The organism is Paenibacillus oryzisoli (genome assembly GCF_050467285.1).
GTDB classification, from domain to species: Bacteria; Bacillota; Bacilli; order Paenibacillales; family NBRC-103111; genus Paenibacillus_E; species Paenibacillus_E oryzisoli_A.
On record NZ_JBCMUN010000012.1, the window covers coordinates 273,295 to 290,098 of the forward strand.

The window sequence follows — 16,804 nt, forward strand, 5'->3', positions numbered from 1 at the left end:
GCGTGTTTTTCAGCTTGTCAGCCCAACCACTAGACGGAAAATGTGACAATCCGGCTACATTTGGACAGCGTGACGGCGCGGCAGGCCGGAAAAAGAGAGGTTGTCATTCGATGTGGAAACCCGACCGGGACAGCAAAAAACCGATATATGAACAAATCGCCGCGCATCTCGAGCAGCGTATCGCGTGCAGTGAATTTCCGCCCGGCAGCTTGCTGCCGTCGGAACGTAAACTGGCGGAGCAGCTCGGCGTGAATCGCAGCACCATTATTCAGGCGTTCGCGGAGCTGCGATCGATCGGCTTGATTGAGAGCCAGACGGGCAGCGGAACGCGCGTAAGTCAGACCAAATGGGGCGCAACCCCTCCGTATGCGCTGAACTGGCGGCAGTATGCCGAGGGCGGCAGCTTTCTTCCGAACGTGCCTTTCCTGCGGCGCATCCGGGAAGCGCTGCAGCAGCAGCCGTCGCTGATTGATTTTGCCAGCGGAGAATTGGCGGGCTCATTGGCTCCGACGGCGGAAATCCAGCAACTCATGCGCGAGCATACTTACACGTCGTACCTGGGCTACGACAATCCGCAGGGCTATGTGCCCTTACGAGAAGCTTTGGTGACGTATCTGGCACGGCATCGGGAGATTCAGACGACGGAGTCGTCCATTTTGATTACTTCGGGGTCGCAGCAGTCGTTGTTTTTGATTGCACAGTGCCTCTTGTCACCGGGGGATGCGGTTGCGATTGAAGATCCGTCGTACTGCTATTCGCTGCCGATGTTCCAATCCGCGGGCCTGCGGCTGTTTCGCCTGCCAGTAGGCAGCTCCGAAGGCTATGTGGACGAGATCCGGAAATTGGTGAAAAAGCATCAGATTAAAATGGTGTTCATGAATCCCAATTTTCAAAATCCGACCGGTACTTTGTACGATCTGGAGCGCCGTCGGCAGCTTCTGAACACAGCCAGTGAGTTGGGTATTCCGATCGTGGAGGACGATCCGTTCAGCTTAACGGCCTACGACCGTCCCGTTCCGCCTCCGCTCAAAGCGGTGGATACCGGCGGTTCTGTGATTTACGTCGGCTCTTTTTCCAAAATCGCCGCCTCCGGCATGCGAATCGGCTGGATGGTCGCGCCGAATGCCATTGTGGAGCGGCTGGCGGATGCCCGGCAGCAGATGGATTTCGGGCTGAGCGTCATACCACAGCAGATTGTGGCGCAGTTTCTGACGTCGGCTTATTTGGAACCGCATTTGGAACGGCTGCGGCTGCAGCTGCAGTTTCGACGGGACAGCCTGCTCGAAGCTGTAGGGCGAGAACTGCCAGGCTTACTGACGTACGAAGCGCCGCAGGGCGGGCTGCATCTCTGGTGCAAGCTTGTCCCCAAGGTGCACGACGGCAAACTGCTGGAAGAGGCGATCCGGCGAGGAGTCGTTTTTGTGCCGGGCAGCGTATATGGCTCGAGCGATGGTTATGTGCGGTTCACGTATGCAAGGCCGCGGGATCCGGAAGAGATCGGCCCCGGCATTGCCAAATTCGCTGAGGCGCTGCGCGAAGCGGCGGATTAAGAGGGGAGGTGAGCTTACTCCACCGCGTTATCGATCGCATCGGCAAGGGGTTCGTCCTCCCGGTTGTGGCCCTCATTAGCTCCCTCACCCTCATCGTACAGTTGATTCAAATGCGCAGTGTGAAACCTTCCCCAGTCGTTTAAGGCTTGCATGACGAGGTCCATGCTTCTCCCATGCTCCGTAATGGAGTATTCGACCTTCGGCGGAATCTGATGGTACACCTTGCGGTGGACAATATCGTGATACTCCAGTTCACGCAGCTGTTGGGTCAGCATTTTTTTGGTAATGGCCGGAATCGCTCTCTGCAATTCGCTAAATCTCATCGTACCATTGGAAAATAATTGGAACATAATGACGGGCTTCCATTTGCCGACGAGAATTTCCAGAACGGTTTCAAATTTGCAATCCGTGTGCATCGCCTTATTTCTCCTTTGGTATCTTTTTGTATACTAGGTTTATTTCAGGTGCCTACTTCTTATTTGTGCGACTAGGGATTATTATACGTCCATAAAGGCATGTTGAAAATAACGAAAAGGGGAATGCCGCTTATGCATATTGCGTTATGGATTGCACAAATTTTGCTTGCCGCTATGTTTCTGATGGGCGGTCTCATGAAAACGACGCAAGTGGCTAAAGTCAAATCCACGATGCCTTGGGCGAAAAACGCCTCGAACGGCTATGTGCGCTTTATCGGGCTTTCCGAACTGCTTGGAGCGATCGGTCTGATCGTGCCTTATGCGACAGGCATTGCGCCGGTGCTGACGCCGATTGCGGCAATCGGGCTGGGGATTATCATGATACTTGCGATCGGCGTGCATGCGAGACAGAAAGAAAATCAGGCGGTCGTGATGAATATCGTGCTGTTGGCGCTTACGATTTTTGTGGCGATTGGGCGGATGTAAACGCGAGGCTGCGGTTAGCACGGCAAGGCAAGTTAGGAGGGATTGACAGTGATTTCACCGGTCTTTTTGGCGCACGGCTCGCCGATGACGATATTCGAGAATTCGGACTTCACGCGGTTCTTGAACCGCTTCGGTCAGGCGAATAAGCCCAAGGCGATTGTGATTTTTTCAGCGCATTTTGAAAATGAAGTGACAACCATTGCCGCGACGGACGATGTTCATGAGATGGTGTACGACTACTATGGCTTCCCGCCGGCGTATTATCAGGTGCAGTACCCGGCTCGCGGCTCCAAGATTGTGGCGTCTATCGTGGCGGATCGCTTGCGTTCGCGGGACATCCCGGTCGAAATAAAATACCGTGGTCTCGATCACGGCGTGTTTCCGATCATGATGCACGCGTACCCGGAAGCGAATATTCCGATCGTGCCGGTTTCGGTAAATCCATACCTGCCTGCGCGGCAGCAGATTGCCATTGGCGAAGCGCTGCAAGGACTGGAACAGGATGGGATCATGGTCGTTGGCAGCGGTTTTTTGACGCACAACTTCAATGAAATCGATATGTCGGACGCGGCGCCGCCCCGCCAGTGGGCGATGGAGTTCCGCGACTGGATTCGCGAGAAAGCGCTGGCGCGCGACGTAGAAGCGCTCAGCGAGTACATGGCGCTGGCGCCTTATGCGCGGCGCGGCGTGCCTCGAGCGGAGCACTTCGTGCCGCTCTTGATTGCGCTCGGCGCCGGGTCGCTGGCGCGGGAGGTTCAAGTGCTCCACGATACGATTGAGCATGGTTCGTTAAGCACGTTAAGCATGAAATTTTAATGAGGTTAAATGAGGAAGAGAAGAATGCCTGGTTAGCGGAAGCTGACTGGGCTTTTTGTATATTGATGAGAGAGCGGCCTTTGGCGCCGGTCATCAACCTGAGAGCGTCTATGTCCCGCTTACTTCGGGTCGACCAAACATCTCAGCAGCCATGGCACGATCACGGGCAGCACGGCTGCGGGCTGCATTGCTTTCGTGTGATCCCCCTCTGCCCCAAGAATCATTGCCACATCCCAGCCGTGGCGAGTCAGATCGACTTCGCTTTCCTGCAAGCGTCCCGCGATGTCCACCGTGACGCCGCCAAACCGCTCGCCGTACACGATCGTATCAGCTTCGCCCGCAAACACCAGTTTGGGCAGGTTGCGCAGCTTTTCATGAATGACGGTATCGTCAAAACCGGATAATGCGGCATATAACGTGCGAAACTGTTGTGTTTGCCGGGAATTGAGAGCGACAGGAGCGGCATCCCAGTCGTAAGCATCCGGCTGGCCAGCATCGAGACTTGCTGCCTTCGTCGACTCCGACGTTTGCAAGTGGGCCAGAGCCAGTGTATGCGTCGCGGTCGTGACAGCTAACATTTCATCGTAAGGTCCCCGGTACGGTGGGAAGCCGCCCATGACGAGGCTGTCCAGTCTGTCGGTGCGGAGTGCAAGCTGCAAACCAATTACCGCCAGCCAAGAGTAGCCGTAATAGCTGAATCGCTTGACATCCATGCCATCCGCAATGCGAAGTAAATCTTGTACAATATTCGCTGGAGTAAATGTCTCTGGTTGAGGATGCTGCATGATATGCTTCTCATAGTCAAAGGTCAGCACCTGAAACGTATCGGACAATCCTTCGCTCAGATGCCGGCCTAATTCAGGATCAACTCCCCACTGTTTGAGGGCTTCGGCTTCCGCGCCATAGACCGAAGTTTTAGCGCCAGGCAGCATGATGACGGGACCTGTTGCACATCCGGTTAATTGCACCTCTAGTAGGGTACCGTTCTGTAAACCAATTTGCTTTTGAATCATCACAAATCCACACTCCTTTTTTGTTGTCCCTTCTATCGTACAACATAAACGCAATATCCCGGTTTTGCACGGCACACCGCCTATCGCCTATACTGTAGAGAAGATGAAACTTTGCGTAGCACTTGAAGGTTTGAGATGAAGGTTGAAGAGGTGTTTCATGACGAATGTCTATACACCGGCGCAAATCGCCGAAATGCTGCAAGTCAGCACGACGACGTTACGAAGATACGAGGGGCAGGGGCTGATTCCTGATGTTCCCCGCACTTCCGGCAGTCACCGCAGCTACGGGCCTGTGCATTTGCAAGCTTTTCGCAGCATCCGCGCATTATTGAAAGGTTTTGATATTCCTCCAGCCTATGAAGCTATGCGGCATGTGAAGCGGGGCACGGCAGTGGAGGGGCTCTGGCAGCTTAACGAGCAGCTCAATGATTTACAGGAGGAGAAACGGCGTGTCCAAGCGATCTCGGAGATGATTCAACGCTCCGATTTGACCCCGTACGGGAATGCTCCCATTCCGGCTCAGATGACCATCGGGCAAGCTGCGCAACTGGCAGGCGTGAATACGTCAGCCATTCGGCACTGGGAGCAGGAGGGGCTGGTCTCCTCGGACAGGCAGCACAGGAGCGGCTATCGCTTGTACACGCAGAAGGAATTGCGCAAAATCCTGGTCATCCGCAGTCTGCGGAGAACGGTGTATTATATCGACAATTTGAGAGAGTTGCTGGACGACCTGGATCGCCGTAACTTGTCTGAAATTGATCAGGCGTTTCAGCTTGCTTTGCAGCATTTGAATGAAAAGCTGGTTATTCGCTACGCGGGCATTGCTGAGCTCATGGCATATATCTCCTTAATCCGCAACGGAGAAGCTGTGAATCCCCATACCGAAATGTAGTACAATGAAACCACGATTACCCCAAAGGAGCACGGCACGTGACGATACCTACAACAAGTTTCACGCAATTTCACCTGAGCGCCGACATCTTGCGCGCTTTGCAGAGCCTCGGCTACACGCAGCCGACGGATGTGCAGATGGCCGTCATTCCGACTGCCTTGCAAGAGCGGGATGTCACCGTGCGAGCGCGCACTGGCAGCGGCAAAACGGCCGCGTTCGCCATCCCTATCTGCGAGCGTGTCCAGTGGGAGGAGAATCGCCCGCAGGCGCTCATTCTGACGCCGACGCGCGAGCTGGCGGACCAGATTCGCAGCGACGTCACCGACATCGGCCGCCTGAAGCGGATCAAGGCGGTGGCGCTGTACGGCAAGCAGCCGTTTGCAAGACAGAAGCTCGAGCTGCGGCAAAAATGTCACGTCGTCGTCGGCACGCCCGGACGCGTGCTCGACCACATCCAGAAAGGGACGCTGGATGTATCGAAGCTGCGCTTTCTCGTCATCGACGAGGCGGACGAGCTGCTGCGCATGGGCTTCATCGAGCAGGTCAGCGCGATCATCGATGAGCTGCCGACTGCGCGCAGGACGATGCTGTTCTCGGCGACGCTGCCCGAGGATGTGGAGCGGCTCTGCCACCGCTATCAACAGGACCCCGTCGACATCGCGGTTCAGGCGCCGGAGGAGAGCAAGGCTCAGATCGAACATCGGCTTCTCGCCGTCGATCCGGCGGAGAAGCTGCAAGTGCTTCACGATGTGCTCGTCGTGGAGAATCCGGAGAGCTGCATCTTGTTCTGCCGCACGCAGGAAGGCGTAGACGCGCTGTTCCAGCGGCTGGACGAGCTTGGACTGCCGTGCGACGAAATTCACGGCGGCATGCTGCAGGACGACCGCTTTCTTGTGATGAACGCGTTCAAGCGCGGCGAGTTCCGCTTCCTCATCGCGACGAACGTCGCGGCGCGCGGCATAGACGTGGAGGCGATCACCCACGTGATCAACTACGATTTTCCGCTGGAGAAGGAAAGCTACGTGCATCGGATCGGCCGGACGGGCCGCGCCGGCAAGGCGGGCAAGGCGATCACGCTCGTGACGCCGAACGAGGAGAAATTGGTGCCGGAGATCGAGGCGTATCTCGGCTTCGACATTCAGCGCCAGGCGCTGCCGACTGCGGCGGAAGTTACGGCAGCGTTGCCCGCCTGGGAGCAGAAGCTGCAGGAGGAGCTGGCCCTGAAGCCGGCTCGGAACGAGCAGTTGAACGAGGGCATCATGAAGCTGTATTTTAATGGAGGCAAAAAGAAGAAGCTGCGCGCCGTCGACTTTGTCGGCACGCTTTCGAAACTGGAAGGCATGACGGCTGCGGATATCGGCATTATTACGATCGGCGATACCGCGTCGTACGTGGACATCCTGAACGGCAAGGGGCCGAGAGTACTGGCCATGATGAAGCACACGAAGATTAAAGGCAAACAGTTGAAAGTGCACGAAGCGAGGAATTAGGGAGAAGTTTCAGATAAAAAGCCGCTGCCCGGAAAAAAAGGCAACGGCTTGAACTCATTTATACGTATTGCTTATGACGGTGCGAAGTGTACCTTCTTAAGGTTTGGATGGTACAGGTTCTGTGAATTTCGTCGTTTTCACGATAGAGGTGGATTTGCCGTAGCTATTTACGGCTCTGAACACGAATGTGTTATCGCCTTCTGAAAGTGTAACGCTTTTTGAGAAATTTTTACTATAATCCAAGCTAACCTCTTGATCGTTGATATACAATTTTAGATTACTGTCATTGTCCCTTATATTACCTTGCAGAGACAGCGTTTTTTGATTCGTTACTTCCGGCATGTTGGTAAAGGTGATTTGAGGCGCCGAAATAATAAACGTGATGGTTTTCTCTACCGTGGTGGACTTCCCTAATTTGTTTGTCGCCACGATGGTGAATTTGTTATCGCCTTCCGCCAAGCTGACCGTTTTTTCGAAGCTGCCGTAGTAGGCCCCGACATCTTTTCCGTTAATGGTAACAATAGGATTGCTGTCATTCTTGTCGGATACGTTGCCTCTGATGGTGACGGAATTGACTTCCGAACTCACTGGGGCTTGGGTGATATTGAGTACAGGAGCTCCGGCACCGAAAGAGATGGTTTTCTCTACCGTAGTGGACTTCCCTAATTTGTTTGTCGCCACGATGGTGAATTTGTTATCGCCTTCCGTTAAGCTGACCGTTTTTTCGAAGCTGCCATAATAGGCTCCAACATCTTTTCCGTTAATGGTAACAATAGGATTGCTGTCATTCTTGTCGGATACGGTACCTCGGATGGTGGCCGAATTGATCTCTGAGCTTGTTGGCGCTTGGGTGATGTTGAGTACAGGAGATCCGGCACCGAAAGAGATGGTCTTCTCAACCGTGGTGGACTTCCCAAGCTTGTTCGTCGCCACGATGGTGAATTTGTTATCGCCTTCCGCCAAGCTGACCGTTTTTTCGAAGCTGCCGTAATAGGCTCCGACATCTTTTCCGTTAATGGTAACAATAGGATTGCTGTCATTTGTATCGGATACGGTACCTCGGATGGTAGCGGAATTGATCTCCGAGTTTATTGGAGCTTGGGTGATATTGAGTATAGGAGCTCCGGCGCCGAAAGAGATGGTCTTCTCAACCGTTGTGGACTTCCCTAATTTGTTTGTCGCCACGATGGTGAAAGTGTTATCGCCTTCCACCAAACTGACTGTTTTCTCGAAGCTGCCATAATAGGCTCCGACATCTTTTCCGTTAATGGTAACAATAGGATTGCTGTCATTCTTATCAGATACGGTGCCTTTGATCGTTGCGGAATTGATTTCCGAGTTTGTCGGAGCTTGTGTTATGGTTAGAACAGGGGCTAGAATTTGATATTTTGCTGTTTTCTCTAGCATCTTCCTTTTTGCGCCTTTTGTTGCCTCAATCTTAAAGGTTTTCGTTCCTTCCTCTTCGAATGAATACAGCACCATGCCCCCGATGTACCCATTCCCCATCTTGTCCATCCTTAAGGCTTCGCCGTCAACCGTTATCTTAGTGCCTTCTTCCGCTTTAACGGAGAGGGTCACTTCGTTAGGATTTTGACCAGTGATAATTGAAGCGGATACGTCTAATTCCTCCGTCGCTGAAGATACGGCTTGTTTCGTAGCTCTATTGAGCAATACAACGCTTTCGGCGCGAGTAATTCCTTGTGTAGGTCTGAAGGTACCATCTTCATATCCATTAATTAGTCCTCGTTCAGCCGCGATACTCACATATTTTAATAGTCCGGGTGAAATGTTATAAGCATCGTTGAAAGCGTATTTTGCATAATTGGGATTACTGACATCTTGATCGGAAAGACCCATGATTCGGATTAACGACACGGCAATATCCTCGCGAGTAGCCGCCTCTTCAGGGTGAAAACTCATCTTACCGCCAAACGGATTGACATAACCCGTAAGAAAATCCTTGCTTACTTCAATATAAGGATTGGACCACTTATCCAGCGGAACATCTGAAAAAGTAGGTTCTTGAGGTGAAGTCAGGGCCGCGTTAAAGGTTAAAACTAGCATTTTAGCAAACTGCTCTCTTGTAACCATTTCATCCGGAGCGAATTTGCCGTCGCCAACGCCCGAAACGATCCCTTGCTGAGCAAAGCTTTTTATCGCTTCCTTTGCCCAATCGTAATTTGGCGTCAGATCCACAAACACAACAGTGTTATTGTCACCGATGATTTGACTGACATTTTCAGCATAAGCCGACGTGGAAATATTGAAGAATAGGAATAGGATGAGGAACAAACTGCTTACTTTCCTTTTTAACACATTATCATCTCCATCAATTAATTAAAAAGCTATTGAATACTTGCCTAGCATATTTGGTTCTGCCTACCTCCTTAGGAACTAGTAATATATTACTTACGCTGATACAAATATATCTCAATTGATATAAATTGGAAAGCAGTGAAATGAATTACTGGGACTAAAGGCTTCCTTCCTATGTATTTAATTGGATACCCTCAAGTGTGAAGCAAGCCTCGGAATTTAGGTTAAATTTCGTCCCGCAGGTTAAAATATTACTCCAACGGGTTAAATCTGTGACTTACTCCGTTCGCGCTGGCACGATAAAATGAGAGAAAATACGACATGGGGTGAGTGCATGGCTAACCATATAACTTCACAATCCGCGGGTGCGGCGTCCGACTCTTCGGCCAAAGCGAAATCCAAGCGGTCTTCGCGGCAGATTAAAGAGGATCTCATCGGCTATGCGTTCGTTGCACCGATGCTGCTGGGACTTACCGCGTTTACACTGTTTCCGATTATTGCATCGTTCTTTCTGAGCTTTACGAACTGGAACTTCGTAGCGGGCTTCTCTAAAGTAAAATTCGTCGGGATGGACAACTTCGTGAAGCTGATTCACGACACGGTCTTCCTGCTATCTTTGAAAAACAACTTGATTCTGATGATTGTCGTGCCGCTTACACTCATTTGCTCGTTGGCGCTCGCCATCGTGATCGATAAGAAAATTTATTTCAAAGATCTGTTCAAAGTCGTTTACTTCGTGCCGTACATTTCCTCGATCGTCGCGGTAGCGATTGTATTCCAGGTGTTGTTCCACCCGACCTACGGGCCGATTAACCAAATTCTAATCAGCTGGGGCATGGCCAATCCGCCAAAATGGCTGGCCGATCCGGACTTTGCCCTGTATTGCGTGATGGGGCTGATGGTCTGGGTGAACATCGGGTACAACATGATTATCTTTATGGCCGGCTTGCAGTCGATTCCGAAAGATCTCTACGAAGCGGCTGACATCGACGGCGCCTCCAAATGGACGCAATTCCTGAGAATTACGGTGCCTATGCTGTCGCCGACAACGTTCTTCCTGCTTGTAACGGGCATTATTGGGACGTTCAAGGTGTTTGACGTGATTATGGTTTTGACAGGCGGCGGTCCAGCAAACTCCACGAGTGTCGTGGTGACGCGTCTGTACGATGCGGCGTTTATCAATCTGCAATCCGGTTATGCGTCAGCGATGGCGATCGTACTGCTCATTCTTATCCTGCTGATTACGCTCATTCAATGGTTCGGACAGCGTAAATGGGTTAACTATTAAGAGAAGAAGGAGGAACTCCCATGGACAAGTTTGAAAAATTGAAAAAAACGCTGCTGACGCTGCTCATGTGCGTGATCGGGATATTGTTCATGTCCCCGTTCATCTGGATGATTTCGGCGTCCATGAAGCCGGAGGCGGACGTATTTATTTATCCGATTCAGTGGATTCCGAAGCATTGGCAGTTGATCGAGAACTATAAAGAAGTGTGGTCGACGAATTTCCCGCTCTACTATTGGAATTCCATTAAAGTCACCGTATGCACGACGGCGCTCTCCGTTCTGCTGTCGTCAATGGCCGCCTATTCCTTCTCCAAAATCAAGTTCCGCGGCCGCAATGTGATCTTTGTTCTGGTCCTTGTGATCTACATGATTCCGAGCCAAGCGATCCTGGTTCCGCAATTCTTGCTGTTCCGTTGGGTAGGCTTGTTCGACAGCCATTTCGGCTTGATTTTGCTCGGTTCGTTCTCCGTACTCGGTACGTTCATGCTTCGCCAATTTTACCTCGGTATCCATGAAGAATACATGGAATCGGCACGGATCGATGGCGCAGGGCATTTCCGGATTTTCTGGTCGATCTGTACACCGCTTGTAAAGCCTGCGATCGCCACATATGCGATTCTGCGTTTCATCTGGACATGGAACGATTACCAGAATCCGCTGATCTTCCTGAGAACGAAAACCTTGTTCACTTTGCCGCTTGGGATTCAATCCTTTGCCGATTTGAACGGCAACTTTTACTCGCTGATCATGGCCGCATCGGTGTCGGCGATCGTGCCGCTCCTGATTATTTTCATCATCGGCCAGAAGCAAGTTATCGAGGGCATTTCCATGGGCGGCGTCAAAGGATAACAGTCCTGTATGTCGCAACATGTCAAAATATGAGTGCATGAGGTTAAAATATTGCCTCGTGTGCTCACCCCCCGATAGGGTACTATCGGTCATGTAAAGGTTTTCACGCAAAAAACAATTTGGAGGGGTTCAAATGAAAAAGAGTCTACTCGTCATGAGCGGCGTTCTGCTTCTCTCTACAGCATTAACAGCTTGCGGAAGCAAAGAAGAAAATAATACAGCTGCCACAGACAGCGGCAAACAAGGTACAGCCAGTGCTCCAGTTACGATTAAAGTACAAGGCTGGTACACAGAAGCGCAAGGCAACTGGAACAAAACGGTTGAAGCTTACAACGCGACTCACCCGAACGTAAAAGTGGTTTACGAGAGCATGTCCGAGAAAGGCGACTCCCAAGAAGGCATGAAAAAACTTGACCTCTTGGCCGCTTCCGGCGAGCAAATGGACGTTGTCATGTACTCTAGTGCTTCCGACTTCGCACAACGCGTTGGCGCAGGCATCCTGGAGCCTCTGGACAGCTATTTGAAAAAAGACAACATCGTTGTCAAAGACGAGTACAAGCTTGACCCGGTTGTCGATGGCAAATACTACGCGCTTCCTGGTAAAATGATCGAGTGGTTCGTCCTGTTGAACAAAGACAAATTGGATGCTGCGGGTCTGAAAGTGCCGACAGACTGGACTTGGAACGACTATGCTGACTACGCGAAGAAAATGACTAGCGGCGAAGGCGCTTCGAAAGTGTACGGCTCCTACTTCCACAACTGGAAAGACTACGCGCTGCTTGCGCAAAACAACGATATGAACAACGCATACCTGGTGAAATCCGACGGTACAGAAAATATCGACAACCCGCGCGTTCGTTTCTCCCTAGACCTGCGTAACAAAATGGAGAACATCGATAAATCTTCCGTTCCTTATTTCGAAGTTGTTTCGCAAAAAATGGCTTACCGCGATGTGTTCTACGCTGGTAAAACAGCGATGCTCGCAACAGGCAACTGGATGGTCGGCGAGCTTTCCCAAAATGCGAAATTCAACACTGTTTTTGCACCGTATCCGAAATATGATGCCAAAGACGAAAACGGTTTGACAGAAGTAGGCGCGGACTTCCTGGGTATCGCGGCGAACTCCAAGAACAAGCAAGCGGCTTATGATTTCATCAAATGGTACACAACCGAAGGTATCCAAACACAAGGTCTGTTCTTCTCCGCATGGAAAAAAGCCGACATTGCGAAAAACGTAGATGCCATCCTGGCAAGCGGCAAGCCGGATCAAGTGAAATTCATCGACAAAGAATCTTTGCTGAACACGTTGAAAGTGAACAAATCCACGAAGCTGGTTGTGCCTCCAACGTACGCTTTGCAACAAGAGAAAGAATTCTTGACGCAAGTTGAGCTGTACCTGACTGGCAAACAAGATCTGGATAAAACGATTTCGACAGCAAAAGCAAAAATTGAAGATATTCGTAAAAGCAACGCGAAATAAGGCCTAAATTGTTTTAGAAATTGGGCAGAAGTTGCTATACTGAAAGAGGAAGCAAGAGGGAGCCGGAAGGCCTCCTCTTTTTCCGCATTTACATACTTCCCTTGGGAGGGAGGAGACCCCGCTTGCTGACAAGGATCAGATCGTTATCGCTCCGTAACAAGCTTGTTTTGACCATTCTTATTTGTCTGGTTATTCCGTCCATCGTGTCGATGTACGTATCGAATTTCTTTACCCGCGACGCGGTGCGGGTGCAAGTAGAGAACAATGCGCGGCAGTCGCTGGGTATTGTGAATCAATTCGTGGACGGGCAGCTCAAAAATATGGTGTATATGATGAATTTTTTGCAATTCGATGAAGATTTGCAGGAACCTATTTTGAAGCTAAGCCGCGCGGACGCCTTCGTCGATCAGAGGGAGCTTGTGGGATATAAAACGACGCTGGCTCTACGGATTGCCACAGTGAAAAGACCGCTTGGCGACATGTATGTCACGCTGCTTATGCCAAATGGGCAGTATGTTGCCACCTATTCGACGTTTAGTTTTGATCCTCACTCTTTCACCGAGAAGAGCTGGTTTCCCGATGTGCAAAACATGACGGGGTATAATGCCAAATGGATCGGCGTCGAACCCAACTATGCGCAGGAAACCAAGCAGCCTTATGTACTTACAGCCGCGAAACCGCTGCGTACCTATGGTCTTACTTACGGCTACGTAATCGTGGGCCTGGAAATGGGGGGATTGCAGCAGCTATTCCGCCAATATGAGGGTAAGGAATCCATGGTGATTATCGACGATACAGGGAAAATCCTCGTAGACAAGGATTCATCGACCATTGGTCAGCCATTCCCTTACCTCGAGCAGCTTGGCGAAGAGGAAGGTACCTCGTTCGTCAAAGTAGCCGGCGAAGACTATATTATGATGTCGAGCCGCGTTACGCCGGAATGGCGTCTGGTGAATATGACGCCATACAAGGCGGCCGCGCAGCAGATTGAGTCGTTCCGCAACAAGGACTTTTTTATCCAGTTGTGCTTTTTAGTGCTTTTCGCGATACTGCTGCTGTCCGTTGTTCGTACGTTGACGAAGCCGATTGCGCGGCTTGTGCAAACGGTTGTCCGGATTGAGTCGGGGCAGCTCAGCGAGCGCTCCAATATTAGCGGAGGCGACGAGGTCGGGCGGCTTGGGTACGTTTTTGACAGGATGATCGACCGCATTGAGCGAATGCTAGTAGAGAACAAGCGCGAGCAGGAGCTCAAGCGGAAGGCAGAGCTGGCGATGCTGCAGGCGCAGATTAACCCGCATTTTTTATTTAACGTCCTTAATTCCATTCGGTTGAAAATCATGATGAAAGGCGACGAGGAGAACGCCGAGCTGATCAGCTCCCTGTCCTCGCTGCTGCGGATGACGATTAACCGCAATAACGCGTATATTTCGCTGCATGAAGAGATTGATACAAATGAACATTATGTTCGGCTGCTGAACTCGCGGCATGGCGACAAAGTGCTGCTGCGCATTCAGGCGGCTTCAGATACGCTGCTGGTGCCGATTCCGCGGTTTTTGCTCCAACCTTTGATCGAAAATGCCTATCTTCACGGCCTTAAAAGTAAAGGCGGTGAAATTACGATCACCTCGCGGCTTACAGAGGATGGCCGCTTGCAGATCGAGGTGCGGGATTCGGGCATCGGCATGACGCCGGAGCGTCTGGCGGAGCTGCGGGTTGCGCTGGAGGCACCGCCGGTGGAAGCGGCGGTCGACAAGTCGGTGGCGCGGACGTTGTCCGGCATCGGGATTTATAACGTTTTTGAGCGGCTGCGTTTGATTTATGGGCATCGATTTGATTACGACATTGAGAGCCGACCTGAGGAGGGCACCCAAATTACGCTGCGCTTCCCGCAAGAGCCGGAAAAGGAGAGTTGACGATGTATACCGTCATGATTGTAGATGATGATTTGCCGGTGTTGGAGTTTTTGCAGGCAACGATCAAGTGGGAAGAGCTGGGCTACCAACTGACGGGTGCATACGCCAATCCTTTGGAGGCTTTGCAGGCCGGCAAGCTGGCGAAGACGGATGTGCTGATCAGCGACATCGGGATGCCGGAGATGAACGGGCTTGAGTTGATCACGTCGCTGCGCGAGGATGATCCGAACCTGAAAGCGGTCATTTTGTCGTGCCACGACGAGTTTCATTACGCGCAGGCGGCGGTGAAGCTGTCGGTGAGCGAGTATATATTGAAAGAAACGATGAATGCGACCAACATTACCGAGGTGTTGAAGCGGGTCAAAGAGCAGCTTGACGCCGAAGGCAATGCGCAGTCCAAACACCGCAAGCTGGAAAAGGAGGTATCGCAGCAGCGCGGCGCGACGAAGCGGCATTTCATTCGGACGACGGTCAACGAGCCGCTCTTTGACCAGCGGGAATGGCAGGCGAAGGCGCTGGACTTCGGCATTCATTTGGAGAAGCACGCAGTCATCCCGGTGCTGGGCTATGCGAATCGGCTGAAGGAGGCGACGGGCCGGTTTCAGTCGAAGGATCTTTTTGAATATACGATCGAAAATATTGTGGAAGAACTGATCGGCGAGCAGGGCGACATTACGCTGTTTACTTACGATACCGGAGAAATCGTGCTGCTGTTCCCGCACATTTCGAATCTGCATATCAACAATACGCAGAAAATGGAAGCAACACTGCGCAACCTGCAATCGTGCCTGCAGAAGTTCGTGAAAATCTCGTTCTCCTTCGTCGTCGGCAGCCCCGTGAAAGATGTGCGCGCGCTGAAGGATCTCCTCATGCGGCTCGTGGAGACAAAGCCATCGCGGTTCTACTTGCCGGAGGCGTCGATCTTGAAGCTTGACCAGGTGCGGGAAAGCTTCGGAGACGGCGGCGAGCTGCTGGCGCAGTACGCACAGGCGCTGGATGAGTTCCGCAGCGTCGTGTTCGACGAGCGTACGGACGAGGTGGGCGCCTTCGTCTCCAAATGGGTCGACTACATTGCGTACAACCGGTTCCGGCCGCTCGAAGTGAAGGACTGGCTGCTGAAAATGATTTTGGACGTGCGCATGCGGCTCAAATCGCTCCAGCACTACCAGTCGACGTTCTCGTCCGAGCTGCTGCACCATGACGTGCACGAGCTGTCCTCCATCCGCGAGCTGGAAACGTGGCTGGGGAGCTACTTGCAGCAGGCGATCGAATGGGCCGGCAAAGTGTACCGCGAGTCGCACAATCGCGAGATTCTGGAGTGCCAGCGTTTCGTGCAGAGCCATCTCGACACGAAAATCTCGCTCGAAGACGCCGCGGAGCATCTTCACCTGCATCCGAGCTATTTGAGCCGGCTGTTCAAGCGCGAAACCGGCGAGGGGTTCATCGAATACGTCACGCGGATGAAAATGGAAAAAGCCCGCGAGCTGCTCGAGATCACGGACAAGAGCGTCGAGCAGATCGCGGACATGCTCGGCTACGAGAACAAGAACTACTTCGGCAAGCTGTTCAAGGCGCACACCGGCTTCGTGCCGAACGCATATCGCGGGCAGGCGAAGCCGGGCGGGGTATGAGGGCGATAAGGCGGGAGTTGAGCTGGAGAGGTGAATTCCTGCGAATAGGCAGGAAATTCTCTAAAAAAATTCGTTCTTACTAACAAACCTGCGATAAAGCAGTTTTTTGGCCGAATTCGCTCCCCTAAGGTGCTTCTCGCCCTAAATGCCTGCCGAATTGCAGGCATTTCATCGAAGCAGGTCGGGAACGAGGCAAATTCCTGCTTTTCTGCAGGCTTGGCACCCTTCGCGCTCCCCGAACAGGCCCGTCTGGCTGCTTAGCGGCGAAAAGTAGCTTGATCGATTTTGTATGGAATCGAGCTTAGGCAGGGGAGAGGGTTGATGTGCGCACGTTGGCAGGTTATATAGCGAGTTTGGACGAGAGTGGCAGGCTAGCGAGGGCTTCAACTGGAATTTCTCCAGTTTATTTTAAACAAATTAAGTAGTTTGCGAGATGAACTGGAAAACCTCCAGTTCATCTCGTGCGTTTAGGGGATATGGGGCCACACAAGCCTAAATGAGATGGAGAAATTCCAGTTCAACTGGCCATTTTAGCGAGAATATGGAGTATGAACGGGAGGAATTCCAGTTGAGTGCAGTGAGGAGTCTGAGAGCATAAAAAGTAGGTTACCTGAGCTCGTTTCGTATGCTAGAATACATGTAGGACAAGCACAAATACATGGCTG

The 16,804-nt window shown here is 51.8% G+C and carries 13 protein-coding genes; 10 read left to right on the top strand and 3 right to left on the bottom strand.

Annotated features, from left to right (window positions below; translation table 11 throughout):
* Positions 1-110: 110 nt before the first annotated feature.
* Positions 111-1,550, top strand: a complete 1,440-nt coding sequence (locus ABE504_RS21545) for a PLP-dependent aminotransferase family protein (RefSeq protein ID WP_430092490.1) — start codon at positions 111-113, stop codon at positions 1,548-1,550.
* A 14-nt stretch (positions 1,551-1,564) separates the two neighbouring features.
* On the opposite strand, the gene ABE504_RS21550 is transcribed toward ABE504_RS21545, so the two are convergent.
* The gene (locus ABE504_RS21550) at positions 1,565-1,966 is read right to left on the bottom strand and encodes a winged helix-turn-helix transcriptional regulator (protein WP_430092492.1); all 402 of its coding nucleotides are present in this window, start codon (positions 1,964-1,966) and stop codon (positions 1,565-1,567) included.
* A gap of 132 nt (positions 1,967-2,098) precedes the next feature.
* Here ABE504_RS21550 and ABE504_RS21555 point away from each other — a divergent pair, with 132 nt between their 5' ends.
* The gene (locus tag ABE504_RS21555) at positions 2,099-2,452 is read left to right on the top strand and encodes a DoxX family protein (RefSeq protein ID WP_430092494.1); all 354 of its coding nucleotides are present in this window, start codon (positions 2,099-2,101) and stop codon (positions 2,450-2,452) included.
* Between the two features lie 48 nt (positions 2,453-2,500).
* A complete protein-coding gene (locus ABE504_RS21560; RefSeq protein WP_430092496.1) occupies positions 2,501-3,268 on the top strand; it encodes a DODA-type extradiol aromatic ring-opening family dioxygenase in 768 nt (255 codons plus the stop codon).
* 119 nt (positions 3,269-3,387) lie between these two features.
* Here ABE504_RS21560 and ABE504_RS21565 read toward each other — a convergent pair whose 3' ends face one another.
* A complete protein-coding gene (locus ABE504_RS21565; RefSeq protein WP_430092498.1) occupies positions 3,388-4,281 on the bottom strand; it encodes an alpha/beta fold hydrolase in 894 nt (297 codons plus the stop codon).
* Between the two features lie 157 nt (positions 4,282-4,438).
* Between ABE504_RS21565 and ABE504_RS21570 the strand changes: the two genes are divergently transcribed.
* Together ABE504_RS21570 and ABE504_RS21575 are read left to right on the top strand one after the other, a co-directional pair.
* Positions 4,439-5,173, top strand: coding sequence for a MerR family transcriptional regulator (locus tag ABE504_RS21570; RefSeq protein ID WP_430092500.1), 735 nt, complete (start codon positions 4,439-4,441; stop codon positions 5,171-5,173).
* A gap of 44 nt (positions 5,174-5,217) precedes the next feature.
* On the top strand, positions 5,218-6,663 hold the full coding sequence (locus ABE504_RS21575; protein WP_430092780.1) for a DEAD/DEAH box helicase: 1,446 nt from the start codon (positions 5,218-5,220) through the stop codon (positions 6,661-6,663).
* A 96-nt stretch (positions 6,664-6,759) separates the two neighbouring features.
* Here the strand turns inward: ABE504_RS21575 and ABE504_RS21580 are convergent, their stop codons facing one another.
* The gene (locus ABE504_RS21580) at positions 6,760-8,979 is read right to left on the bottom strand and encodes an S-layer homology domain-containing protein (protein ID WP_430092502.1); all 2,220 of its coding nucleotides are present in this window, start codon (positions 8,977-8,979) and stop codon (positions 6,760-6,762) included.
* Between the two features lie 334 nt (positions 8,980-9,313).
* Between ABE504_RS21580 and ABE504_RS21585 the strand changes: the two genes are divergently transcribed.
* The 5 genes from ABE504_RS21585 to ABE504_RS21605 all read left to right on the top strand — a co-directional run bounded on the left by ABE504_RS21585 (position 9,314) and on the right by ABE504_RS21605 (position 16,139).
* Positions 9,314-10,267 (top strand): carbohydrate ABC transporter permease, encoded by a 954-nt coding sequence (locus tag ABE504_RS21585; protein WP_430092504.1) that lies wholly within the window; start codon positions 9,314-9,316, stop codon positions 10,265-10,267.
* Between the two features lie 20 nt (positions 10,268-10,287).
* On the top strand, positions 10,288-11,115 hold the full coding sequence (locus tag ABE504_RS21590) for a carbohydrate ABC transporter permease (protein WP_430092506.1): 828 nt from the start codon (positions 10,288-10,290) through the stop codon (positions 11,113-11,115).
* Positions 11,116-11,248: 133 nt separating this feature from the next.
* Complete coding sequence (locus ABE504_RS21595; RefSeq protein WP_430092508.1) at positions 11,249-12,595, top strand: ABC transporter substrate-binding protein; 1,347 nt, start codon at positions 11,249-11,251, stop codon at positions 12,593-12,595.
* Between the two features lie 122 nt (positions 12,596-12,717).
* Positions 12,718-14,508 carry a cache domain-containing sensor histidine kinase gene (locus tag ABE504_RS21600; RefSeq protein WP_430092510.1) on the top strand — a complete coding sequence of 597 codons (1,791 nt, stop codon included), beginning with the start codon at positions 12,718-12,720 and terminating at the stop codon, positions 14,506-14,508.
* Positions 14,509-14,510: 2 nt separating this feature from the next.
* On the top strand, positions 14,511-16,139 hold the full coding sequence (locus ABE504_RS21605; protein ID WP_430092512.1) for a response regulator transcription factor: 1,629 nt from the start codon (positions 14,511-14,513) through the stop codon (positions 16,137-16,139).
* Positions 16,140-16,804: the final 665 nt, after the last annotated feature.

Excerpts from the sequence above, each read along its gene's own strand:
- ABE504_RS21545 (WP_430092490.1), top strand. The coding sequence starts at position 111 with ATGTGGAAACCCGACCGGGACAGCAAAAAACCGATATATGAACAAATC.
- ABE504_RS21550 (WP_430092492.1), bottom strand. The coding sequence starts at position 1,966 with ATGCACACGGATTGCAAATTTGAAACCGTTCTGGAAATTCTCGTCGGC.
- ABE504_RS21555 (WP_430092494.1), top strand. The coding sequence starts at position 2,099 with ATGCATATTGCGTTATGGATTGCACAAATTTTGCTTGCCGCTATGTTT.
- ABE504_RS21565 (WP_430092498.1), bottom strand. The coding sequence starts at position 4,281 with ATGATTCAAAAGCAAATTGGTTTACAGAACGGTACCCTACTAGAGGTG.
- ABE504_RS21570 (WP_430092500.1), top strand. The coding sequence starts at position 4,439 with ATGACGAATGTCTATACACCGGCGCAAATCGCCGAAATGCTGCAAGTC.
- ABE504_RS21585 (WP_430092504.1), top strand. The coding sequence starts at position 9,314 with ATGGCTAACCATATAACTTCACAATCCGCGGGTGCGGCGTCCGACTCT.
- ABE504_RS21590 (WP_430092506.1), top strand. The coding sequence starts at position 10,288 with ATGGACAAGTTTGAAAAATTGAAAAAAACGCTGCTGACGCTGCTCATG.
- ABE504_RS21595 (WP_430092508.1), top strand. The coding sequence starts at position 11,249 with ATGAAAAAGAGTCTACTCGTCATGAGCGGCGTTCTGCTTCTCTCTACA.
- ABE504_RS21605 (WP_430092512.1), top strand. The coding sequence starts at position 14,511 with ATGTATACCGTCATGATTGTAGATGATGATTTGCCGGTGTTGGAGTTT.